We start from the raw sequence: 19,044 nt of genomic DNA, 5'->3' as shown, positions 1-19,044 counted from the left end.
GGCGTCACTCCGCGGCCTGCGCCGCGGTCGCGCCCCCGCGCACCATCTGCGCCACGGCGACCGTCACGACGACGTTCACCACCAGCGCCACGATGCCGACATTCACGTCCTGGAGCGGTCCCAGGACCGGCAGCTTCGCCAGGCTGAACCCGGAGAGGACGGTCGCCGCCACGGTGGCCACGCCCGCGACGATCCCGGCGATGGCGGCGCGGCGGTCGAGGGGATTGCGGCGCATCAGGCTGGTGATGAAGCACGGGAAGAGCTGCGTCACGAAGTTGTAGCCCATGAGCAGGAGCTGCACGATCGTGTCGCCGCCCGACAGGGTGAAGCCGACGCAGACCAGCGCCAGCACCGGCACGAGGATCTTGCACAGCCGCGCGGTCGCGGCGTCGTCCATGCCGGGGCGCAGCGGCCGGACGAGGTTGTTCGCCACCAGCGTGACGCCGGCGATCAGGATCATGGAGCCCGGGACGAGGGCGGTGAGCACGCCCGTGGCGCCGATCAGCCCGATGACCCACGGCGGGAAGGTCGCGAGGGAGAGCTTGAACAGCGAGAGGTCGACGTCGGGCCCCGTCAGGCCCGGCACCTGCATCACGGCGGTGAAGCCGATCACGAACACGAACAGGTTGATCAGCTGGTAGATCGGCAGGATCACCGCGTTGCGGCGGAAGGCGCCGGGCTCCCGCGCCGTGTAGAGCGACGCGAAGGTGTGGGGCCACATGTAGCCGCCGAGCGCGGTCAGCAGGACCGTGGTGGTGAACCAGGTCGGGCTCTGGCCGCGGTCGGGCAGGGCCAGGAAGCCGGGCTTCGCCGCCTCGATCGCCGTGAACAGACCCTCGTAGCCGCCGTAATAGTGGACCGGCAGGTAGATCCCGAGGAACACCACCACGAACAGGATGCTGGTGTCCTTGATCACGGCCGTCCAGGCGGAGCCGTGCACGCCCGACACCACGACGTAGGCGGTGAGCGCGGCCGCGCCGATCCAGACCGCGGTCGTCGACGAGATCGCGCCGTAGGACGCCGTCGAGACGATGATCCCGAGGCCCTTGAACTGCAGCACGAGGTAGGGGACGAGGGCGACGATCCCCACGAGCGCCACCAGCATGCCGAGCGCGCGGCTGCCGTACTTGCGCGCGAAGAAGTCGGGCTGCGTGTAGAGGTTGTGCTGCTTGGCGTAGCGCCAGACCGGGGGCAGCAGCCAGTACGAGGTGACGTAGGCGAGCGTCAGGTAGCAGAGGATGTAGTAGGCGGGGCCGCCCTTGCCGTAGGCGATGCCGGAGCCGCCGAGGAACGTGAAAGTCGTGTAGATCTCCCCGGCCATCAGCAGGAAGACCAGGGCGGTGCCGAAGCCGCGGCCGCCGACAGTCCACTGCTCCAGCCCCATCTCGCGGCCCAGCCGCGCGTAGAGGCCGAGCCCGATCGCCAGCGCGAAGCCGGCCGCCACGATGACGAGCGCGATGCTCATCGGGGATCCTCCGGCGCGCGGTTCTGAGGGTCGGTCAGGTAGATCACCCCCATCACGACCGAGGTTCCGATCACGCAGAACACCAGCCAGGCGAGGAGCAGCGGCAATCCGAACACGAAGGGCTCGACCCGGTTCAGGAAGAACGGGCCGACCAGGATGCCGAGGAAGGGAAGGGCGGCCAGCCACCGCAGATTTCGCATGCGCGATACCGTTCAGAAGGCCCCGATATCGCGGGTTGAATCAGTCACGGACCGCTGTCAACGCCGCGAGCGCCCGACGGCGCTCATCCCGATCACGTCTGCGTGCTGTGCGCTCGCGCACGCGGCCGCGCTCCGGGCGCGCATATCCTCAGCGCAGCGTCGCGCCGTCCGACACGGCGGGCGCCGAAGGTTTTCACGATGACCCGCACTCTGACCATCGCGGCGCTGGCCGCGCTCCTCGTCGTTCCGGCGGTCCAGGCGGAGGCCCGCCCGCGGCACACCCCCGCCAAGGCGCAGCCCAGCGCCGCGATCAAGGCGCGCCAGACCGTCCTGAACGATTTCAACGCGCGGATGAGCCGCCTGGACGCGCTCATGGGCACCCCGAGCAGGTCGTCGGTCCGCGCGCGCTCGGCCGAGGCCGGCCGCTAGGAAACGTGACGCGCCGGCGGCCCGGACCGGCGCGTCGACTCAGCGGCCCAGGCCGCCCGCCTCCTCCACGAAACGCGCCACCGCGTCCGCGCCCGCGCCCTCGCGCAGGGACGCGAACACGTACGGCCGGGTGCCGCGCATCCGCTGCGTGTCGGATTCCATCACCGACAGGTCGGCGCCGACGAGGGGCGCGAGGTCCGTCTTGTTGACGATCAGCAGGTCGGACCGGGTGATGCCCGGACCGCCCTTGCGGGGGATCTTCTCGCCGCCGGCGACGTCGATCACGTAGAGCGTGATGTCGGCGAGTTCCGGCGAAAACGTCGCCGCGAGGTTGTCGCCGCCGGATTCGATCAGCACGAGGTCGAGCTTCGGGAAGCGCCGGCTCATCTCGGCGACGGCGGCCAGATTGATCGAGGCATCCTCCCGGATCGCCGTGTGCGGGCACCCCCCGGTCTCGACGCCGAGGATGCGCTCCTCCGGCAGGGCGCCCGCGACGGTGAGGATCCGCGCGTCCTCCTTCGTGTAGATGTCGTTGGTGATGGCGCAGATCTCGTAGCGGTCGCGGAATCGCTTGCAGAGCTGCTCCATCAGGGCGGTCTTGCCGGAACCGACAGGTCCGCCGATGCCGACGCGGAGGGGGCCGTTCGTGGAGGTCATGCTGCGGGCTCAGGATCGGAAGATGCGGGAATACTGGGTCTCGTGGCGGAAAGAGCCGAGATCCAGGCGGAAGGTGGCGGCACCGAGGGCGTCGAGATCCGCCGCGGCGGCCGCCTCGGCGAGCCCGGCGAGGCGCGGCGCGAGGGCGGCAACGACCCGCGTGCCGGCGGCCTGACCCACGGGCGCCGCCCGGAGGGCCGCGGAGACGAGATTCTGGAGGAAGGCGAGGCCGTAGGCGGCGAGCACGGGCCCCGGATTCATGCCGTGCGCGCCGGCCGCGAGGCCGACCGCGATCGGGTACGCGACCGGCCCCGGCAGCCGTTCCGCCAGGGCGTCGAGGGCGTCGCAGGGCCACGCGCCGCGCGTCGCGTCGAGGAAGCTGCGGCCCTGCTGGCTCGTCTCCAGGTGCAGCTCGCGCGACGGCGCCAGGGCCAGGGCGAGGTCGTTGACGGCGACCAGCGCGGCGCCGTCCGCGGACAGCGCCGCCGCGTGGGCGTGGGCGGCCAGGATCAGGTCGTTGCGCAGGGCGCCGCGCTCGCAGACGTCCCGGAGCCACGCGGTCAGGCTCGCCTCGTCGCGGACGTCGCCCGCCTCGACCGCCCATTCGAGCCCGTGCGAGTAGGCGTAGGCCCCGACCGGGTAGCCGGGCGACAGCCACGCCATCAGGCGCAGCGCCTGCACGGCTTCAGCCCGCGGCATGGTGGTGATGGTGGCCGCCATGCGGGTGGTCGTGCCCGTGGCCGTGGCCGAGATCCCCGGAATAGGCGCCGCCCTCCGGCCGAAACGGGCGCTCCACCGGCTCGGCGGTGCCGCCGAGGCCCCGGACCATCTCGGCGAGGACGTGGTCGTGCGCGATCCAGACCGCGTCCGGGCCGATCTCGGCGGCGATGTGCCGGTTGCCGATGTGCCAGATCAGGCGCTTGAGGGCGTGATCGCTGGGAGCCCGGATCTCGAGCAGGCGCTCCGGCGCGGCCTCGACCCAGACGAGGCGCCCGTCCTGGAGGACGAGGGCGTCGCCGTCCTCCAGCACGGTCGGCTCCGGAAGGTCCAGCAGGAAGCTCAGCCCCCCCGCGCCGCGCATGGCGACGCGGCGGCGGTGGCGGTCGCCGTGATCGAGGACGACGCGGTCGACGATCTCGCCACCCGACAGGGCGTCGCGGCGGAGGATGCGGGTGGCGCGGATCATGGTCGACGGTTCGGGTGGGGTTCTCGGGCGCGGTCAGACAACGTCCGTCTCCGGCGTGCCCGGATAGAAGCCGAGCTCACGGATCTGCTCGATCGCGTAGGGACAGGATTTCGGAAAGACGGATCCGGGCAAGCCCGTCTCGCTCGCGGCCCCGAGGACAGCGACGGAATAGGCCTTCGCGAGCACCGCATCCGGCCAGGACTGGAGGCTGGGGCTCACGTCGATCAGGTCATCGATCCGGATGCGCTGCTCGAGGATGGTCGCGCGCCAGCCGTACTTCCGCTTCTCCGGCTGGAATTCCCACTTCAGCAGGTGCAGCAGCAGGATGGCGAGACGGCTCCGGATCTCGGATTTCTGGGATCCGCCCAAGCTCTCGATCTCCTCGGCGACGTTGGCGCGGTCCAGATCCGGCCAGCGCCCGGCCCGGAGCAGGGCCGCCTGCTCCTCAGTCCAGAGGCAGAGATCGGTCGTGTAGAGGTCGTCCCTCGCCGGAAGCTGGGCGATCTTCGTCATCGCGGCTCTCCTGCCACCGAGCCCATCCTATCTCAGAACAGGAAGTAGCGCTGCGCCATCGGCAGCACCTCGGCCGGCTCGCAGACCAGCAGCTCGCCGTCGGCGCGCACGTCGTAGGTCTCCGGATCGACCTCGATGACCGGCGTGGCGTCATTCAGCACCATGCTCTTCTTCGAGATGCCGCCGCGGACGTTCTCAACGGCGACCAGCTCCTTCTGCACGCCCAGCCGCTCCCGCAGGCCGTCCTCCACCGCCGCCCGGGAGACGAAGGTGAGGGCGGTGGCGAAGGGAACCCGTCCGTAGGCGCCGAACATCGGCCGGTAGTGCACCGGCTGCGGCGTCGGGATCGAGGCGTTCGGGTCGCCCATGGGCGCGGCCGCGATGGTGCCGCCCTTCAGCACGAGGTCGGGCTTCACGCCGAAGAAGGCCGGCGTCCACAGCACGAGGTCGGCGAGCTTGCCGGGCTCCACCGAGCCGATATGCCGGGAGATGCCGTGCGAGATGGCCGGGTTGATCGTGTACTTGGCGACGTAGCGGCGCGCGCGCAGGTTGTCGGTGCCGGACGCGTCGCCCGGCAGGGCGCCCCGCTGGCGCTTCATCTTGTCGGCGGTCTGCCACGTGCGGATGATGACCTCGCCGACCCGGCCCATCGCCTGGCTGTCGGAGGACATCATCGAGAGGGCGCCGATGTCGTGCAGGATGTCCTCGGCCGCGATGGTCTCGCGCCGGATGCGGCTCTCCGCGAAGGCGAGATCCTCGGGGATCGACGGGTCGAGGTGGTGGCACACCATGAGCATGTCGAGATGCTCGTCGATCGTGTTCCACGTGTAGGGCCGCGTCGGGTTGGTGGACGACGGCAGCACGTTCGGCAGCCCGGCCACCTTGATGATGTCCGGCGCGTGGCCGCCGCCCGCGCCCTCGGTGTGGAAGGCGTGGATGGTCCGGCCCTTGAAGGCCGCGATCGTGTCCTCGACGAAGCCCGATTCGTTGAGCGTGTCGGTGTGGATCATGACCTGGATGTCGTGGGCGTCCGCCACCGACAGGCAGGTATCGATCGCCGCGGGCGTGGTGCCCCAGTCCTCGTGCAGCTTCAGCGCGCAGGCACCCGCCCGCACCATCTCGACTAGGCTCTCCGGACGGGACGCGTTGCCCTTCCCGGCGAAGGCGAGGTTCATCGGGAAGGAATCCGCCGCCTCGATCATCCGGGCGATGTGCCAGGGGCCCGGCGTGCAGGTGGTGGCGAAGGTGCCGTGCGCCGGGCCGGTGCCGCCGCCGAGCATCGTGGTGACCCCCGAGCAGAGTGCCTCCTCGATCTGCTGCGGGCAGATGAAGTGGATGTGGCTGTCGAAGCCGCCCGCCGTCAGGATCTTGCCCTCGCCGGCGATGACCTCGGTGCCCGGCCCGACCACGATGTCGACCCCGGGCTGCACGTCCGGATTGCCGGCCTTGCCGAGCCGGAAGATCCGGCCGCGCACGATGCCGACATCGCACTTCACGATGCCCCAGTGGTCGAGGACCACCGCGTTGGTGATCACCGTGTCGACGGCGCCGTCGGCGTTCGTGGCCTGGCTCTGGCCCATGCCGTCGCGGATGACCTTGCCGCCGCCGAACTTCACCTCCTCTCCGTAGGTGGTGAAGTCGCGCTCGACCGTGATCTCCAGGCTCGTGTCCGCGAGCCTGATGCGGTCGCCGACGGTCGGGCCGAACATGTCGGCATAGGCCGAGCGCGGCAGGCTGGCGGGCTTGGGCGTGTTGGCCATGGTCAGAGCTTGCCCATCACGTCGCCGCGGAACCCGTAGACGGTGCGCCCGCCGGAGAGCGGCACCAGCGCCACTTCCCGCGTCGATCCCGGCTCGAACCGCACGGCGGTGCCCGGCGCGATGTCGAGGCGCTTGCCGCGGGCCTGCTCCCGCGGGAACACGAGGCCCGGATTGACCTCGAAGAAGTGATAGTGCGAGCCGACCTGGATCGGCCGGTCCCCGACATTGGCGACCTCGATCACGGTCCGCTCGGCGCCGAGGTTGAACACGATCTCGCCGGGCAGCGTCGTCACCGCGCCGGGGATGTCGGACGAGGCCGCACCGCGGATCGGGTGATGCACGGTGACGAGCTTCGTGCCGTCCGGGAAGGTCGCCTCCACCTGGATGTCGTGGATCATCTCGGGCACGCCCTCCATGACCTGATCGGCGTTCAGCACGGTGGCGCCGGCCTGCATCAGGTCGGCCACGGTGCGGCCGTCCCGCGCGCCCTCGACCACGAAGTCGGTGATCAACGCCACCGATTCCGGATGGTTGAGCTTCACGCCGCGGGCGAGGCGGTTGCGCGCCACCTGCGCCGCCATGGCGATGAGCAACTTGTCCTTCTCACGGGGCGTCAGCAGCACGGGCAACCTCGTCGTCGCGGCGGCCGGAGCAAGGATCATGCGCGCGGCGCGGTCAAGGGCGGGCGTCGGCCGTTGCAGGACCCGGACCAGCGGCCGTCGCGGCCCGCCGGAATCACGGAGGCGTCACGGCGTCATGGCGATGAAGCCGGCGAACAGGTCGGGCAGGGGGGCGCCTTTCACGGCACCCGGCAGGTCGCGGGGGTGGATGAACTCGTCCCGGAACCAGGGATAGCGCTTCGGATCGAAGGAGGCCCGCAGCCAGTCGATCGTCCGCCGCACGCGGGTGATCCGCTCGGCGTCCGGGTGATAGGTCAGCCAGATATCGACGCTGAAGCGGCCGAGATTGTCCACAGGGACGACCTGCGCGCCGATCGCGCTGGCATAGGTCGGCAGCAGGCCGATCCCGGCCCCCTTGGCGATGGCCCAGTAATACGCGCTGCTGACGTTGATCTTCAGGGTGATCGGGACCTTCGCGGGGAAGCCCGGCACCGTGCGCACGTAATCCTCGAGGGCGACGGTCTGGCCGCCGTCCTGCACCACGATCCGGTGGCGCTCGAGGTCCTCGGGGCGCGCCGGGAGCCCGTAGGTCTCCTCGTAGCTCCGCGCGGCGTAGGGCACCATGTGGATCCGGCCGAGCTTGACGATGCGCAGGTCCGGGCTGGTCGGCCGCGTCAGCTGGATCGCGACGTCGGCCTCTAGCCGCAGGACGTCGGCGGATTCCATCGCGCAGCGCAGGTCGACGGTCAGGCGCGGGTTGGCGCGCTGGAACTCGACGAGCCGCGGCGCGAGCCAGAACGCCCCCAGCCCCTCCGTCACGGCGATCCGCACCTCGCCGGTCTCGGCGAAGGGCGCGCCCTCGCCGGTGCGCACGAGGCTGAAGGCGGCCGCCTCCATGCGGCCGGCGGCCTCGAGGATCGCGTGGCCCTCGGCGGTCAGGCGGATGCCGTCGACGTGGCGGGTCAGCAGCGGCGCGCCGATCAGCGCCTCGAGATCGTCGATCCGGCGCCGCACCGAGTTCACCGACAGGCCGAGCTTCGTGGCCGCCGAGCGGAAGCTGCCGGACCGCTGGAGCGCCAGGAAGACCCGGATGCTCTGCCAGTCGGGCATCGGGTCCCGGATCGCCTCCGCCTGTTCCATCGACGGAACACCCCTGTTTCAAATTTTGCACATACAGCCAGAGCGCTAGATGCGAAGTGCTTAACCGTCAATCCGTACCCGAATGACAGGTCATCCGATGACGGTGCACATTGCTAGCGCGCAGTTCGTGGCCAAGGACGCCGATCAACTCGGTACAGCGCTAGTCTCTCCCGAGCCGCGGCACGCGCTGAATGCGCTCGAGGTCGGCCGAATTGCCCGGCACCTCGTCATCTTCACGCCGACCCCGGACGATCTGGCGCGGCTGATCGCGGCGGCGCGCGCGGATCTGCCCGATCTCGCGCCCCTGCGCACCGTCCAGCGGGTGATGTCGCTCAATCCCGACAGCGTCCTGGCGATCGCCCAGCGCCACCGGTTCGACGCCGCGGATCCGCGGGGCGAGGGGTTCGTGGCCTGCCTGATGCTGAACGCCGACGGCCTGGCGGCGCTCAAGGCCGGGACGCTCGACGCGTTTGATCCGCCCGCCGCGCTGCTGGCCGGCCAGCACGAGCGCCCGGCGGGCATCTACGTCTGGGCCGTCTACGCGCGGCGGCGCCTCTCCGGCGGCGTCGGCCTCGTCTTCGACCGTCTGTCGAGCCCGACCTACCGGGGCGTCGACTTCTACGCCCGCGCGGCCACCCCCGAGGGGGCCGACCTGCTGACCACCCTCGGCTTCACCGCGCAGACCTCCGCCCGCGGTGCCCTGTACCATTTCGCCCGCGCGCCGAAGGCGGAGCCGGCGCCCCCGTACGACACCCACCGGTCCGGCGGGACCGGCATCAGCGTCGCGGTCGCGCGGAACATGGAGGACCTGTCGCGCGTGATCGCCCTGCGCGCCGCCGTCTACATGGCGGAGCAGGCCTGCCCGTACGAGGAGGAGTTCGACGGCAACGACCTCTCGGCGACGCACCTGATCGGCTACGTCGGCGACGAGCCGGCGGGCTGCCTGCGCATCCGGTTCTTCGCGGATTTCGCCAAGATCGAGCGCCTCGCGGTTCGAGCGGAGTTCCGCAACACGCGCCTGTCCTTCGCGCTGGTCCGCGCCGGGATCGAGCTGGCCCGGGTCAAGGGCTACCGGCGGCTCTACGGCCACGCCCAGAAGCGCCTCGTCGGCTTCTGGAGCCGCTTCGGCTTCCGCGTCTTCGAGGGCGCGCAGGAGCTGGTCTTCTCGGATTTCGACTACGTCGAGATGCTGATGGAGGCGGAGCCGCACCCGCAGGCGATCGGCCTCGGCGCTGACCCCTACGTCATCATCCGGCCGGAGGGGCGCTGGCACCGGGCGGGCGCCCTCGACCGCTCGCGGAGCCGCGCCGTGACCCGCCCGTCCGTCGACCGGGCGGTGGCCGCGCGATGAACCGGCCGATCAACCCGGCGCTGTATCGCCGGCCGCGCAGCGTCCCCGCCCTGGTGCTGGTGGACATGCAGCAGGAATACGAGATCGCGGGCCGCCCGCTCGCCCTGGCGGGGATCGAGCCCGCGCTCTCCAACTGCCGGCGCGCCCTCGCGCATGCCCGCGCGAGCGGCATGCAGGTCGTCTACGTCCGCTGGATCGGCGCGCCGCTGTTCCAGGCGGGCAGCCGCTTCGTCCGCTGGATCGAGGGGTTCGAGCCGCACGGCTGCGACATGATCTTCGACCGGGACCGCCCGTCCTGCTACGCCAGCCCCGCCTTCGCGGACGCGATGGAGCGGGGATCGCCGCCGCTCGTCATCGCGGGCTTCGCCGGCGAGTCGTCCTGCCTCGCGACGGCGGTCGACGGCTTCCACCGCGGCCAGGACGTGACCTTCCTGTCCGACGCCTCCGCGAGCCACGACCTCGACGGCATCTCCGCCGACGAGATCCACCGGTCGGTGAGCGCGGTGATGCGGGTGTTCGGCGACGTCACCGACACGCAATCCTGGATCGCGGCCTCGGCGCCTTTCAGGCCCCTGCCCACAGCTTCGAGACCCACGCACGCCAATGACTGACCGAAGCCAGAATCACGGGATTCCGGAGGGGGTCCCGGCCGGCGACGACGATGTGGACCTGCGCCTCGGCCGGCACGCGATCGAGCTGCTGCAGGCGGCGCGCGAGGCCGGCGAGCCGACGCTGATCGCGCAGGCCGAGGCCATGGCGATGGCGGTCGGCTTCGTGCTGGCGAGCCGGCTGCCGGGCGGCGCGCCGGAGACCGCGTGATCAGTCGGCGCCGTCCTCGCCGCCGATGAGGCGCATGGCGCGCAGGCGCGCGGTCCGCTCGTCCTGGGCGCGCCGGTCCGCGGCGAGCGCCCGCCAGAGCACGACGAGCTCATCCGCGACAGGCGAATCGACGGTTTCGTCGGCATCGCGCGCGATATTGGCGTGATCGAAGGCGTCCATGTTCGAGGTTCCGCGCCTTGAGGTGCGGTCCGCTAACAGGACAGGATCGCGATCGTCCAGCCCGAAAGTTGAGCAGATCCTGTACAAGCCGACGGGATCGTCACGCGCGGCGCAATCCATCGCCGGCAAACCGAACACCGGATCGTAGATCGGCGAGGATGGGGAGGCTGACGGCGGTCGATCGACCGGGACGATGATCCGGCTGGACCGAATTGCATCCGGAGCCGCTGTTCCGCCGCCTGCCGGGACATGAATTCAATAATCTATTGACGATAATCGATAAATACGCGACCGGCCACGCAGCCCGCCGCCTCGAACAGTGTCCGCACGGGGCCGCACACGCCGCGAGCCTCAGAAACATCTCGGACACCGAACTGTGACAATCCCGACCGGTATCGGCCAGGGCCCGGGCGCCGCACGGGTGCGTCCGATCGGACCGCGAGCACCTCAGGCCCGGGATCGCTTCAGCGCGGCGATGATGGATTCGACCACGACGATCTGCTCCTGCACGGCGACCAGCCGCGGCCCGGCATCCGCGCCGTCGCCCAGCACGAAGGTGCCCTTCTGCCGCCGCGCGTCGCGCAGCTTGCGCACCGACGCGACGATGACCTGCCGCTCCTCGATCAGCGCGTCGCGCAGTTCGTTCAGGCCGTCCAGTTCCAGGGTCGAGGCCATGCGGCGTCCCGGTCTCACATCCTCGGCGCGGCGTCGGCGGCCGTCCCGCGCGGGCACGCCGGGCGCCTGTCGTCCGCGCGGGGCGTCGGGCCCCGCGGCGCGGCCCACTCTCGGCGGCGGTAGCACGCTTTCCGCTCACGGAACATTGCCGCGATCCGGGGAGCGCCGCGATGTCCGGCGCGGCCATTGTATGCTATTGAATGCAAAATTATCCCGGCCCGCGAAGCGGTCGGATCAACGGGCGGATAGCGGCGCATGCTGAGTGAGGACGTGCACGACCGCGACGAGTCTCGCGCGGACGAGACGGTCACGGACCGGCGCCACGGCGACGCGCGTCGCGCCGCGACCAAACCGGCGAAGAAGCGCTCGGGCGCGGCCGGCCTGATCCTCCTGCTGCTCGCCGTCGCGGGCGGCGGCGCCTACGGCTACACGCGCCTGAATCAGCCCGCGGTGAAGTCCCGGGCGGCGGCCCCGCTGCCGGTGCCCGTCACCCTCGGCACGGTCGAGCAGGGGCCGTTCGCCCTCGTGTCGAACGGCCTCGGCACCGTCCAGGCGTACAACACCGTCCAGGTGCGCACGCGCGTCGACGGCGAGATCCAGCAGGTCGCGTTCCGCGAGGGTCAGACCGTCCGCAAGGGCGACGTGCTCGTGCAGATCGACCCGCGGCCCTACCAGGCGGCGCTGGATCAGGCGAAGGCCAAGAAGGAGCAGGACACGGCCAACCTCGGCAACGCGAAGGCGGACCTCGTCCGCTACACCGGGCTGGGCGCCTTCGCCTCCCGGCAGCAGACCGAGACGCAGACGGCCCTGGTCGCCCAGCTCACCGCGCAGGTGGCGTCCGACCAGGCGGCCATCGACAACGCCACGACGCAGCTCGGCTACGCCACGATCCGCGCGCCCATCGACGGCGTCACGGGCTTCCGGCAAGTCGATATCGGCAACATCGTCAACGCGGCCGGCCAGACCCCGATCGTGACGATCACCCAGGTCGAGCCGATCTTCGTGGTGTTCACGGCCCCGGAGGATCAGCTGCCCGCCATCACCGCGGCCCTCAAGGCCGGTGACGTGCCGGTGGAGGCCTGGACGTCGGACGGGCTGACCAAGCTCGCCGACGGCAAGCTGGCCCTGTTCAACAACCAGGTCGACACCGCGACGGGCACGATCCGCCTCAAGGCCGTCTACGAGAACAGGAACCACGCGCTGTGGCCGGGCCTGTCGGTCTCCACCAAGATGCGGGTCGGCACGGTCGCGGTCGCCACGACGGTGCCGGACGACGCGATCCAGCACGGGCCCGACGGGCTGTTCGCCTTCGTGGTGGACGATGCCAGCCGGGCGCATCAGCGCGCGCTGAAGGCGGGCCGCTCGGATTCGGGGCGGACGCGCGTTCTCAGCGGCGACCTCCGGCCCGGCGAGCGGGTGATCGTCGCCGGCCAGTACAAGGTGCAGGACGGCAGCCTCGTGGCCGATCCGCACGCGGCCCACACCGCGCAGGCGGAGGCGGTCCAGTGACGCGCGCGGGACGCCTCACGGCGGGCGCGTCCCCGCGCGGGGCCCGGCCATGAAGGGCGGCATCTCGGCACCGTTCATCCGGTTCCCGGTGGCGACCACGCTGATCATGGTCGGCATCCTGTTCCTCGGGATCGTGGCCTACCCGCTGCTCGGCGTCGCGCCGCTGCCGCAGGTGGATTTCCCGACCATCCAGGTGACCGCGCAGCTCCCCGGGGCCAGCCCGGAGACGATGGCCTCGTCGGTGGCGCAGCCCCTCGAGCGGCAGTTCTCGCAGATTCCCGGCGTGTCGCAGATGACCTCGACGAGCTCCCTCGGGATCTCGACGGTCACGGTCCAGTTCGACCTCAACCGCAACATCGACGGCGCCGCGAGCGACATCCAGGCGGCCATCAACGCCGCCAGCGGCCAGCTCCCGAAGAACCTCCCGACCCCGCCGACCTACCGCAAGGTCAATCCGGCCGATTCGCCGATCCTGCTGCTCTCGGCCACCTCCGACAGCATGCCGCTGATCGACGTCGACGACGCGGTCGACGTCCAGCTCGCCCAGCGGATCAGCCAGATCTCGGGCGTCGCGCAGGTCTTCATCGGCGGCCAGCAGAAGCCCGCCGTGCGGATCCAGATCGACCCGGCCAAGCTCGTGGCCAAGGGCCTGTCGCTGGAGGACGTGCGCGCGCAGCTCACCCTCACCACGGTCAACAACCCGAAGGGCAGCATCGACGGCGGCAGCCACAGCTACACCATCTACGCCAACGACCAGCTCACCGCGGCCCACAACTGGAACGACGTCATCGTCGCGTATCGCGACGGCGCGCCGCTGCGCGTCCGCGACATCGGACAGGCGGTCGCCGGCCCCGAGGACACCAAGCAGGCCGGCTGGACCAACGGCAAGCGCGGCATCTTCCTGGTCGTGTTCAAGCAGCCCGGCGCCAACGTCATCGACACGGTCGACAGCATCAAGGCCCAGCTGCCCCGCCTGACCGCCACACTGCCGGCCGCCATCAAGGTCGGCATCCTGAGCGACCGCACGCAGACCATCCGCGCCTCGGTCGAGGACGTGCAGTTCACCCTCCTGCTGACGATCGCGCTGGTCGTCGGGGTGATCTTCGTCTTCCTGCGCAGCTTCTGGGCGACCGTGATCCCGAGCGTGACCGTGCCGCTCGCGCTGCTCGGCGCCTGCGCGCTGATGTGGATGGCGGGCTACACCCTCGACAACCTCTCGCTGATGGCGCTCACCATCTCGGTCGGCTTCGTGGTCGACGACGCCATCGTCGTGCTGGAGAACATCAGCCGCTACGTCGAGGAGGGAATGCGGCCCATGGAGGCCGCCTTCAAGGGCGCGGGCGAGATCGGTTTCACCATCGTGTCGATCTCGGTGTCGCTGATCGCCGTGCTGATCCCGCTCCTGCTGATGGGCGGCATCATCGGAAGGCTGTTCCGCGAGTTCGCCGTGGTGCTGTCGATGACCATCGCGGTCTCGGCCTTCGTGTCTCTGACGCTGACCCCGATGATGGCCTCGCGGCTGCTGAAATCCCACGACGCCGAGCGCCACGGCCGCCTCTACCGCATGAGCGAGGCCGCCTTCGACTGGCTGCTCGCGGTCTACGCCGACGCCCTCGACGTCGCGCTGCGCTTCCGCCGCGTCACGCTGCTGGTCTTCTTCGCCACGCTGGCGCTGACCGGCTACCTGTTCGTCGCCATCCCGAAGGGCTTCTTCCCGCAGCAGGACACCGGTTTTATGATCGGCGTCACCGAGGCGTCGCAGGACATCTCCTTCTCGGCGATGAAGGCGCTGCAGGAGAAGGTCGGCGCGATCGTCCAGGCCGATCCCGCGGTCGCCACCGTCGGCATGTCGCTCGGCGGCAACGGCCAGGCGCTCAATTCCGGGCGCATGTACATCACGCTCAAGCCCCGCGACGAGCGCGACGTCAACGCCTTCCAGGTGATCGGCCGGCTGCGCCCCAAGCTGGAGCGCGTCGAGGGCATCCGGACCTTCATCCAGGCGACCCAGGACGTGCGCACCGGCGGCCGCACCTCGCGGACGCAGTTCGAGTACACCCTCCAGGACCCGGACCTCGCCGAGCTGAACACCTGGGCGCCGCGCATCCTCGACAAGATGAAGACGCTGCCGGAGCTGCGCGACGTCGCCACCGACCAGCAGACCCGCGGCACGACGCTGACGCTGTCGATCGACCGCGACGCCGCCTCGCGCTACGGCATCACGCCCCAGCTCATCGACGACACGCTCTACGACGCGTTCGGCCAGCGCCAGATCGCGCAGTACTTCACGCAGCTCAACAGCTACCACGTCGTCCTGGAGGTTCTGTTGGCGCTGCAGGGCAGCGTCGAGAGCCTCGACAAGATCTACATCAAGGCGCCGATCGGCGGCGGGCAGGTGCCGCTGGCGGCCTTCGCCCGCTGGACGACGGTTCCGGTGGCGCCGCTGGCCGTGAACCACCAGGGGCAGTTCCCGGCGGTGACGATCAGCTTCAACCTCGCTCCCGACGTCGCCCTCGGGCAGGCCACGGAGGCGATCGGCCGGGCGATGCGGGAGCTGCAGGTCCCACCGACCGTGGTGAGCGGCTTCCAGGGCACCGCCCAGGCCTTCCAGCAATCGCTCTCGACGGTGCCGCTGCTGATCCTGGCGGCCCTGTTCGTGGTCTACCTGATCCTCGGCATCCTCTACGAGAGCTTCATCCACCCGATCACCATCCTGTCGACGCTGCCCTCGGCCGGTGTCGGCGCCCTGGCGGTGCTGATGTGGGCGGGGTTCGACTTCAGCCTGATCGCGCTGATCGGCATCATCCTCCTCATCGGCATCGTGAAGAAGAACGGCATCATGCTGGTCGACTTCGCCATCGTCGCCGAGCGGGAGGAGGGTCTCTCGCCCGAGGTCGCGATCCGGAAGGCCGCGCTGCTGCGCTTCCGGCCGATCCTCATGACCACGATGGCGGCCCTGCTCGGCGGCATCCCGCTGATGGTCGCCACCGGGACTGGCTCGGAGATCCGGCAGCCGCTGGGCTACGCCATGGTGGGCGGCCTCGCGGTCAGCCAGGTGCTGACGCTGTTCACCACGCCGGTGATCTACATCTACCTCGACCGGCTGGCGCACCGCTTCTCGTTCCGCGACAAGCCGCAGGCGGTGGACGCGGCGCTCGATGACCCCGAGCCGGTGGAGGAGGTCCGCGGCCCGCCGGCGTTGCGCGCGGCGGAGTGAGGCTAACCGCCGTCTTCGCGAGCGCGGCGAAGCGATCCAGATGCGCCGCGCTCGCCGACGTCGCGCTTCCCTGGATCGCTTCGCTCCGCGCGCAGAGTCGCTGAGCGTCGCGGAAGAGGCGTCCCGAAGCCAATGGCCGGGCAGCCCTGTCACCGCGGCCCGCTTGGCGGGGCTTCTCGCCGTTCCAGTTCATGCGGCACCGGCCCTCTGAGACCGCGGGAAGCCGAAGGATGCGGATGAGCCAGAACCTGCCGCTGCGAGGGCTGACCGTGCTCGCCCTGGAGCAGGCCGTCGCCGCGCCCTACTGCACCTCGCGGCTCGCCGATGCCGGGGCCCGGGTCATCAAGATCGAGCGGCCGGAGGGGGATTTCGCCCGCGGCTACGACGCGGCGGTCAACGGGCTGGCGAGCTACTTCGTCTGGCTCAACCGCGGCAAGGAGAGCCTCGTCGCCGACATCAAGGATCCGGCCGACGGCAGCCTGCTGCACGCGATCCTCGCGCAGGCCGACGTGTTCGTGCAGAACCTCGCCCCCGGCGCGGCGGCCCGGGCGGGCTTCGGCTCGGCGGAGCTGCGCGCGCGCTACCCCCGGCTGATCACCGTCGACATCTCCGGCTACGGCGCCGGCAACGCCTACAGCGACATGAAGGCTTACGACCTGCTGGTCCAGGCCGAGAGCGGGCTCGCCGGGATCACCGGCCACCCGGCGGGGCCCGGCCGCGTCGGCGTCTCCGTCTGCGACGTCGCCTGCGGGATGGACGCCCACGCCGCGGTCCTCGAGGCGCTGATCGCCCGCGGGATCACCGGGCAGGGCTGCGCCCTGGAGGTCAGCCTGTTCAGCGGCGCCGCCGACTGGATGAACGTCCCGCTGCTCTACTTCGAGGGGACCGGCAAGGCGCCCCAGCGGGTCGGCCTCGCGCACCCGTCGATCTGCCCCTACGGCGCCTTCCCCACGGCCGACAGCAGCCTCGTGCTGATCTCGATCCAGAACGAGCGCGAATGGGCGAATTTCTGCGCCGGCGTGCTCGGGGAGCCGGAGCTCGCCCGGGCCGAGGGCTTCGCGTCCAACAACGCCCGGGTGGCCAACCGCGCCGCGGTCGATCTGCGCATCGGCGCCGCGCTGGTGCGGCTGGGCCGCGACGCGGCCGCCGCCCGGCTGAAGGCGGCGGGCACCGCCTACGGTTTCGTCAACACGCTGGCGGACCTCGCCACCCACCCGGCGCTGATCCGCGCGGAGGTCCGGACGCCTTCGGGGCCGGCCCGAATCGTGGCGCCGCCGGTGCTGATCGACGGCGCGGTCCGCGCCCTCGGGCCGGTCCCCGCGATCGACGAGCACGGGGCGCGGATCCGCGAGGAATTCGCGCTCCGCGCTCGAGGACAGTGATCTGACAGCACATCGGCGTGGGCGGGAGGAGACGATGAGACTGAACGGCAAGATCGCGCTCGTGACGGGGGCCGGCAGCGGCTTCGGGGCGGGGATCGCCCAGCGCTTCGCCGCGGAGGGCGCCAGGGTGGCCTGCGTCGACATCGACGGCGCGGCGGCCGGGCGCGTCGCGGCGGCGATCGGCGACAACGCCATCGCGATCGCCGCCGATGTCGGTCTGGCCGCCGACGTCGCCGCCAGCGTCGCCGAGACGCGGCAGCGCTTCGGCGTGCCGAGCATTCTCGTCAACAATGCCGGCACCACCCACCGCAACAAGCCGCTGATGGAGGTGACGGAGGAGGATTTCGACCGGGTCTTCCGGGTCAACGTGAAGTCGATCTTCCACTACGTCCGGGAAGTCGCCCCGCTGATGCGCGACGCGGGCGGCGGCGCGATCCTCAACGTCAGCTCGACGGCGGCGCTGCGGCCGCGCCCGGGTCTGACGTGGTACAACGCCTCCAAGGGTGCGGCGAGCCTTGCCTCGAAGTCGCTGGCCCTGGAGCTGGCGCCCTGGAAGATCCGGGTGAACGCCCTCTGCCCGGTGATGGGCGCCACGGGGCTCCTCGAGCACTTCATGGGCGTCCTCGACACGCCCGAGAACCGCGACCGCTTCATCGCCACGATCCCGCTCGGGCGCCTGTCGGAGGCGAGCGACATCGCCGCCGCCGCCCTGTTCCTCGCCTCCGACGAGGCGGCGTTCATCACCGGCGTCGATCTCCCCGTCGACGGCGGCCGCACGGCCTGAGGAGCCCCCGATGGAAGCCTATACCGAGATCCGCGAGGCGGTCGCCAAGCTCTGCGCCGGCTTCCCGGGACCGTACTGGCGGGCCCTCGACCGGGAGATGGCCTACCCGACCGAATTCGTGAACGCGCTGACCGAGAGCGGCTACCTGTCGGTGCTGATCCCCGAGGCGTACGGCGGCGCCGGCCTGCCGCTCTCGGCGGCCGCCGCGATCCTCGAGGAGGTGCAGCGGGCGGGCTGCAACGGCGGCGCCTGCCACGCGCAGATGTACACGATGGGCACGCTGCTGCGGCACGGCTCGGAGGCGCAGAAGGCCGAGTACCTGCCGGTCATCGCGGAGGGGCGCCTGCGGCTCCAGGCCTTCGGCGTGACCGAGCCCACCTCCGGCACCGATACCGGCAGCCTGAAGACGACGGCCCGCCTGGAGGGCGATCAATACGTCGTCAACGGCCAGAAGATCTGGACCAGCCGCGCCGAGCACTCGGACCTGATGCTGCTCCTCGCCCGCACCACGCCGAGGGCCGAGGGCATGAAGCGCACGGACGGGCTGTCGGTGCTGCTCGTCGACATGCGCGCGGCCAAGGGCAACGGCCTGACGATCCGGCCGATCCGCACGATGATGAACCACGCCACCACGGAGGTGTTCTTCGACAATCTCCGCGTTCCGGCGCAGAACCTCATCGGCGAGGAGGGCAGGGGCTTCCGCTACATCCTGTCCGGCATGAACGCGGAGCGGATCCTGATCGCCGCCGAGTGCGTCGGCGACGCCAAGTGGTTCATCGACAGGGCCCGGGCCTATGCCGGCGAGCGCTCCGTCTTCGGGCGGCCGATCGGTGCCAACCAGGGCGTGCAGTTCCCCATCGCGAAGGCCTACGCCAACATGCGCGCGGCCGAGCTGATGGTCCGCGAGGCGCTGACCCTCTACGAGGGCGGGGCCAATCCCGGGGCCGAGGCCAACATGGCCAAGATGCTCGCCGCCGACGCCTCCTTCGAGGCCGCCAACGCCTGCATCCAGACCCATGGCGGCTTCGGATTCGCCGAGGAGTACGACGTGGAGCGCAAGTTCCGCGAGACGCGCCTCTATCAGGTCGCGCCGATCTCCACGAACCTGATCCTCGCCTACCTGTCCGAGCACGTGCTCGGCCTGCCGCGCTCGTACTGAC

At 70.7% G+C, this 19,044-nt stretch carries 20 protein-coding genes; 9 read left to right on the top strand and 11 right to left on the bottom strand.

The window, feature by feature from the left end; all coding sequences use genetic code 11:
- Nucleotides 1-4: 4 nt before the first annotated feature.
- Nucleotides 5-1,465 carry a sodium:solute symporter family protein gene (locus ACLBYB_RS10620; RefSeq protein WP_447698732.1) on the bottom strand — a complete coding sequence of 487 codons (1,461 nt, stop codon included), beginning with the start codon at nucleotides 1,463-1,465 and terminating at the stop codon, nucleotides 5-7.
- Complete coding sequence (locus tag ACLBYB_RS10615) at nucleotides 1,462-1,665, bottom strand: DUF3311 domain-containing protein (RefSeq protein WP_042673517.1); 204 nt, start codon at nucleotides 1,663-1,665, stop codon at nucleotides 1,462-1,464. Before ACLBYB_RS10615 ends, ACLBYB_RS10620 begins: the two co-directional genes overlap by 4 nt.
- 198 nt (nucleotides 1,666-1,863) lie before the next feature.
- On the opposite strand from ACLBYB_RS10615, the gene ACLBYB_RS10610 reads away from it, so the two are divergent.
- The gene (locus tag ACLBYB_RS10610) at nucleotides 1,864-2,094 is read left to right on the top strand and encodes a hypothetical protein (RefSeq protein ID WP_447698731.1); all 231 of its coding nucleotides are present in this window, start codon (nucleotides 1,864-1,866) and stop codon (nucleotides 2,092-2,094) included.
- A 39-nt stretch (nucleotides 2,095-2,133) separates the two neighbouring features.
- Here ACLBYB_RS10610 and ureG read toward each other — a convergent pair whose 3' ends face one another.
- From ureG to ACLBYB_RS10575, 7 genes are all read right to left on the bottom strand, one after another.
- Nucleotides 2,134-2,751 (bottom strand): urease accessory protein UreG, encoded by a 618-nt coding sequence (gene ureG / locus ACLBYB_RS10605; RefSeq protein WP_020091939.1) that lies wholly within the window; start codon nucleotides 2,749-2,751, stop codon nucleotides 2,134-2,136.
- 9 nt (nucleotides 2,752-2,760) lie between these two features.
- Nucleotides 2,761-3,471, bottom strand: coding sequence for an urease accessory protein UreF (locus ACLBYB_RS10600; protein ID WP_447698730.1), 711 nt, complete (start codon nucleotides 3,469-3,471; stop codon nucleotides 2,761-2,763).
- Nucleotides 3,437-3,937: an urease accessory protein UreE gene (locus ACLBYB_RS10595; RefSeq protein WP_447681316.1), complete on the bottom strand. Its 501-nt coding sequence runs from the start codon at nucleotides 3,935-3,937 to the stop codon at nucleotides 3,437-3,439. Before ACLBYB_RS10595 ends, ACLBYB_RS10600 begins: the two co-directional genes overlap by 35 nt.
- 33 nt (nucleotides 3,938-3,970) lie before the next feature.
- The gene (locus ACLBYB_RS10590) at nucleotides 3,971-4,450 is read right to left on the bottom strand and encodes a DUF29 domain-containing protein (RefSeq protein ID WP_091926618.1); all 480 of its coding nucleotides are present in this window, start codon (nucleotides 4,448-4,450) and stop codon (nucleotides 3,971-3,973) included.
- A 32-nt stretch (nucleotides 4,451-4,482) separates the two neighbouring features.
- Nucleotides 4,483-6,210: an urease subunit alpha gene (gene ureC, locus ACLBYB_RS10585; RefSeq protein WP_447698729.1), complete on the bottom strand. Its 1,728-nt coding sequence runs from the start codon at nucleotides 6,208-6,210 to the stop codon at nucleotides 4,483-4,485.
- Nucleotides 6,211-6,212: 2 nt separating this feature from the next.
- Complete coding sequence (locus ACLBYB_RS10580) at nucleotides 6,213-6,833, bottom strand: urease subunit gamma (RefSeq protein WP_447698728.1); 621 nt, start codon at nucleotides 6,831-6,833, stop codon at nucleotides 6,213-6,215.
- 123 nt (nucleotides 6,834-6,956) lie between these two features.
- Complete coding sequence (locus tag ACLBYB_RS10575; protein ID WP_056528549.1) at nucleotides 6,957-7,970, bottom strand: LysR family transcriptional regulator; 1,014 nt, start codon at nucleotides 7,968-7,970, stop codon at nucleotides 6,957-6,959.
- Between the two features lie 97 nt (nucleotides 7,971-8,067).
- Here ACLBYB_RS10575 and ACLBYB_RS10570 point away from each other — a divergent pair, with 97 nt between their 5' ends.
- The 3 genes from ACLBYB_RS10570 to ACLBYB_RS10560 are packed head-to-tail and all read left to right on the top strand — an operon-like array spanning nucleotide 8,068 to nucleotide 10,140.
- Complete coding sequence (locus tag ACLBYB_RS10570; RefSeq protein ID WP_447698727.1) at nucleotides 8,068-9,321, top strand: GNAT family N-acetyltransferase; 1,254 nt, start codon at nucleotides 8,068-8,070, stop codon at nucleotides 9,319-9,321.
- Complete coding sequence (locus tag ACLBYB_RS10565) at nucleotides 9,318-9,932, top strand: cysteine hydrolase family protein (RefSeq protein WP_020091947.1); 615 nt, start codon at nucleotides 9,318-9,320, stop codon at nucleotides 9,930-9,932. Before ACLBYB_RS10570 ends, ACLBYB_RS10565 begins: the two co-directional genes overlap by 4 nt.
- Nucleotides 9,925-10,140, top strand: coding sequence for a hypothetical protein (locus ACLBYB_RS10560; RefSeq protein ID WP_447698726.1), 216 nt, complete (start codon nucleotides 9,925-9,927; stop codon nucleotides 10,138-10,140). The genes ACLBYB_RS10565 and ACLBYB_RS10560 overlap by 8 nt, the downstream gene beginning before the upstream one ends.
- Here ACLBYB_RS10560 and ACLBYB_RS10555 read toward each other — a convergent pair whose 3' ends face one another.
- Both ACLBYB_RS10555 and ACLBYB_RS10550 read right to left on the bottom strand, forming a co-directional pair.
- The gene (locus ACLBYB_RS10555; protein WP_091926624.1) at nucleotides 10,141-10,320 is read right to left on the bottom strand and encodes a hypothetical protein; all 180 of its coding nucleotides are present in this window, start codon (nucleotides 10,318-10,320) and stop codon (nucleotides 10,141-10,143) included.
- Nucleotides 10,321-10,767: 447 nt separating this feature from the next.
- Entirely contained in the window at nucleotides 10,768-10,995 is a 228-nt protein-coding gene (locus ACLBYB_RS10550) for an HOOK family protein (protein WP_447698725.1), read from the bottom strand.
- A gap of 255 nt (nucleotides 10,996-11,250) precedes the next feature.
- Here ACLBYB_RS10550 and ACLBYB_RS10545 point away from each other — a divergent pair, with 255 nt between their 5' ends.
- From ACLBYB_RS10545 to ACLBYB_RS10525, 5 genes are all read left to right on the top strand, one after another.
- A complete protein-coding gene (locus ACLBYB_RS10545; RefSeq protein ID WP_447698724.1) occupies nucleotides 11,251-12,504 on the top strand; it encodes an efflux RND transporter periplasmic adaptor subunit in 1,254 nt (417 codons plus the stop codon).
- Between the two features lie 49 nt (nucleotides 12,505-12,553).
- Entirely contained in the window at nucleotides 12,554-15,718 is a 3,165-nt protein-coding gene (locus tag ACLBYB_RS10540) for an efflux RND transporter permease subunit (RefSeq protein WP_447698723.1), read from the top strand.
- Nucleotides 15,719-15,954: 236 nt separating this feature from the next.
- On the top strand, nucleotides 15,955-17,100 hold the full coding sequence (locus ACLBYB_RS10535) for a CaiB/BaiF CoA transferase family protein (RefSeq protein ID WP_447698722.1): 1,146 nt from the start codon (nucleotides 15,955-15,957) through the stop codon (nucleotides 17,098-17,100).
- A gap of 34 nt (nucleotides 17,101-17,134) precedes the next feature.
- Entirely contained in the window at nucleotides 17,135-17,884 is a 750-nt protein-coding gene (locus tag ACLBYB_RS10530; protein ID WP_447698721.1) for an SDR family oxidoreductase, read from the top strand.
- Nucleotides 17,885-17,894: 10 nt separating this feature from the next.
- Nucleotides 17,895-19,043, top strand: a complete 1,149-nt coding sequence (locus ACLBYB_RS10525; RefSeq protein ID WP_447698720.1) for an acyl-CoA dehydrogenase family protein — start codon at nucleotides 17,895-17,897, stop codon at nucleotides 19,041-19,043.
- Nucleotide 19,044: the final 1 nt, after the last annotated feature.

This window comes from Methylobacterium sp. D54C, assembly GCF_053345595.1.
Note: the sequence above shows the minus strand (reverse complement) of the source record. Positions and strands in the feature narration are given on the sequence as shown.